Source organism: Sulfuricurvum sp. (assembly GCF_028688295.1).
In the GTDB taxonomy this organism is placed as follows: Bacteria; Campylobacterota; Campylobacteria; order Campylobacterales; family Sulfurimonadaceae; genus Sulfuricurvum.
Window position 1 is genome coordinate 1 of the sequence record NZ_JAQTYM010000128.1, and the last position, 2,999, is coordinate 2,999.

Annotated in this window: 4 protein-coding genes; 1 reads left to right on the forward strand and 3 read right to left on the reverse strand. The window is 37.7% G+C overall.

What is annotated here, in order from left to right; genetic code table 11:
* Window positions 1-443 precede the first annotated feature (443 nt).
* Complete coding sequence (locus PHR02_RS13455) at window positions 444-860, forward strand: hypothetical protein (RefSeq protein ID WP_299992806.1); 417 nt, start codon at window positions 444-446, stop codon at window positions 858-860.
* Between the two features lie 6 nt (window positions 861-866).
* Here PHR02_RS13455 and PHR02_RS13460 read toward each other — a convergent pair whose 3' ends face one another.
* From PHR02_RS13460 to PHR02_RS13470, 3 genes are read right to left on the reverse strand one after another with little or no spacing between them, the layout of a single operon-like run.
* Window positions 867-2,003 (reverse strand): site-specific integrase, encoded by a 1,137-nt coding sequence (locus tag PHR02_RS13460; protein WP_299992807.1) that lies wholly within the window; start codon window positions 2,001-2,003, stop codon window positions 867-869.
* Window position 2,004: 1 nt separating this feature from the next.
* Window positions 2,005-2,418 carry a type II toxin-antitoxin system VapC family toxin gene (locus PHR02_RS13465; protein ID WP_299992808.1) on the reverse strand — a complete coding sequence of 138 codons (414 nt, stop codon included), beginning with the start codon at window positions 2,416-2,418 and terminating at the stop codon, window positions 2,005-2,007.
* Entirely contained in the window at window positions 2,415-2,684 is a 270-nt protein-coding gene (locus PHR02_RS13470) for a hypothetical protein (RefSeq protein WP_299992809.1), read from the reverse strand. Before PHR02_RS13470 ends, PHR02_RS13465 begins: the two co-directional genes overlap by 4 nt.
* Between the last annotated feature and the right edge of the window lie 315 nt (window positions 2,685-2,999).

A 2,999-nucleotide genomic window follows, 5' to 3' on the forward strand; every position in this document is an offset into this window, starting at 1 on the left:
TTAAAGATCATATCGCATATTTGAGCGAGAAATGATTTTTAGATTCGTGAATGTACTTTGTATGGGACAATCGATTCTAAAGGCTTATAAAAAATTCAGTAAAGTTTTAAATTCTTTGTCGTTTTTAGTCCAAATATGTAAAGGTGGCAGCTTCTATAGTGATTTTAAGCTATTTCTAAGAACCGTGTCGCGTTTTGTACCTTTGTGCCAAAGTACCCGATGGTGATACCTGTATACTCATGCGTTGCTGTACAGTCCCTTTATCTTGTAATGGTTTTAAGATTAAAATGGATCATATTTATGATTTCAAGGTAAGAATAATAACATTTTTACGTGAAGACAGAAGTTAGTTGTTGCTTAATGGATTGAACGATTAGCATTCATTCATCATTCACCGATACAATGTCTCATATCTGTTCGATCATGTATCAGGAGTGTAATGTATGTATAAATATCATGATAAATCCAAACGATTTTTAGCCACCGCTCTGATTACTACCGGCCTGTTAGGTACGACTCCGTTAATGAGCGAAGAGATCATTCAATCTGATCGTTCTGCCATCACTCAAGAAAAGATTTCACCGCGTATTGATTCTCAATTGTGCAATCAGCAGTTTCAATGCTCTAAAACAGGATTTATTCTCCATTTCTTGCCCGAAGCAAAAGCAAGATTCATACACCCGCAATCCTCTCAATCACTTCATGCCGATTACCGTATCCACTTTGATCACAGTATTGCAATGAACGTATATGAGAACCCTTCCAAACATTTCGATCTGATGATGCATCACATCAATATTGCTTCCGATGGGTTCAGTGCCAAAGTCAACGGGGAAACCCGCTATTTTCAGAAGGTGTAGTGTTTTTTACTTGATCTTTTGGCGCATCATAAGCTCAGGATTATTCTTCACATAGGCGCTAAACGTTGTATTGGTCGACGTGTGCCCCAGCTCCATGGCCACAATCGCTAAATCTTTTCCATCGGCGAGCTCTTTGGTCGCATAACCCCGGCGGATGATATGACGTCCGCTCTTATTCACCCCGATCGCTTTTAGAGCAAATGTGGTGAATTTCCACATATCCACATCGGGCATTTTCTTATTCGTGTAGGTTCCGTTGGTATAGGTACTGGAGAGGACATAAGATGAGTCCGGCAGAATAGCTCTCATGTACTCTACTAACGGTTCTATCTCTTCACGTCTCACGACCACTTCACGGTATTTATCCCCTTTCGTCGTATGATAAGCGATCGTATAAAACAGATGGGTAGTACCATGATCGTCTTTGTATTCGGACTCTTTGATATGCTCCATTCTTAGAGAGATCACTTCATCAGCACGTGCACCGCTTAGACAATAAAGCAATACGATTAAAGCATTGCGGTAAGCGTAGCGTTTTGAACTTTTCGGAAAATGCTTCTTGTAAACTTCAGGCCAATGCTTCATAAAATCGATCAGTTCTTCGAGTTCATTTTCCGTAACGAAATCGGTGCTCCGTTTTTGGACCTTGATCTTGGTGAAGTATTTAAAGATAGGAGTGAAATCCTTGTTCTCTTTATTATTTTCACTGATAAAGAGGAGAAGCTGTTTGAGTACTGTCAAGCGGTGGGAGAGACTTTTCTCATAGCGATAAACGATAGATAGCTTCGCGTCGTTTTTCCCCCGGTTGGCTTTACGGTTAGAGAGGACTTGATGATACTCTTCATTCGATATCTTTTTAGCTTCGAGATCTTTAGAGGCGAGATGTTCTTGATACCACATAAGGTAGTTATTGACAAACTTTGCCGATAAACCATCCAGATCCATAATCGAATCATACTGATGGGCAAACTCGATAAGAGGGGTCAGTGCTTCTCCGTAGGATTTTCGGGTCTTATCACTTACCCCTTGAGCCACTTTCTCAGTAATGTAGCGATCACGCCAGGCATCGAGATCGCTTACTAATCCTTTACCGGTACAGAGATCCCATTCGGCTAAATCATCTTGGAAGTGTTGAGGGGACATATTACATCTCTATACGTTTTAAAAACTCTGCTGAATTCATAATGTCAATACCACATTGTACAAACTGCTTGTCATTCGTAACAAGAACGCCGCACCCATTCGTTTTAGCAGCAAGACACTGAACAACATCCTCAAAATCTTTACCACTCTCATTTTTACAAATAGCTATGGCCTCTAAAATGGTGGTTAATCCAAATGGCACTGCTTTCCATATTTGCAAGATTGTTTCAAAAAACTCTAACGCTTTTGTTTTATCTTTACTGATGTAATAGATCGTTGTCAGCATATCTTCACTCAGATAGGTTTCAATATCGTTCATGATTAGATGATGAACAATTTGTTTTGCATCCTCATGTGTTGGTCTGGCATGATCTAAAAAATCTAGTATGATATTTGAATCCAAAAATACTTTCATTGTTTTTGCGCCTTCAACTCTTGAATCGACTTGCCTTCTGTTTCGCCATCAAACATCCCACTAAATCTCATAATGGCATTAAGTCTATTGTTTCGCTCGCGTTCTAATTTTTCATCCAGGAATTTTTTAACATCATCGGCATATTGACGTGGTACAAAAACCCCTTTGTATTCATTTGCTTTTTTATCTTCAATATCAATGTAGTCGTAATCAAATAATGCCGACCCGCTTCGTGTCAAATCCCGAACACTCATAGACTTTGTCATGTTGACTCCTTTATTGTCGTTAATTTGATTATAGTCAATAAAATACATATTGTCAATGTGTTATTTATGACTAATATCATTTTAGTTTTATGACAATATATTGAATCTTTACTCATTAAATTGATTATTAACTATATATTCACATATTGTGGCATTGAAGAGACTATAAGTATCTAATTCAATACATAAATCCCATTAAATGATCTCTATGTTTTCAATACAGCAATCATATTTCATCTCAATATCCATCGTTGATCTCAAAAATTATAGCGAAATAGCCTTTTTATACTAAGATAATATTGTATTATCTTAGTA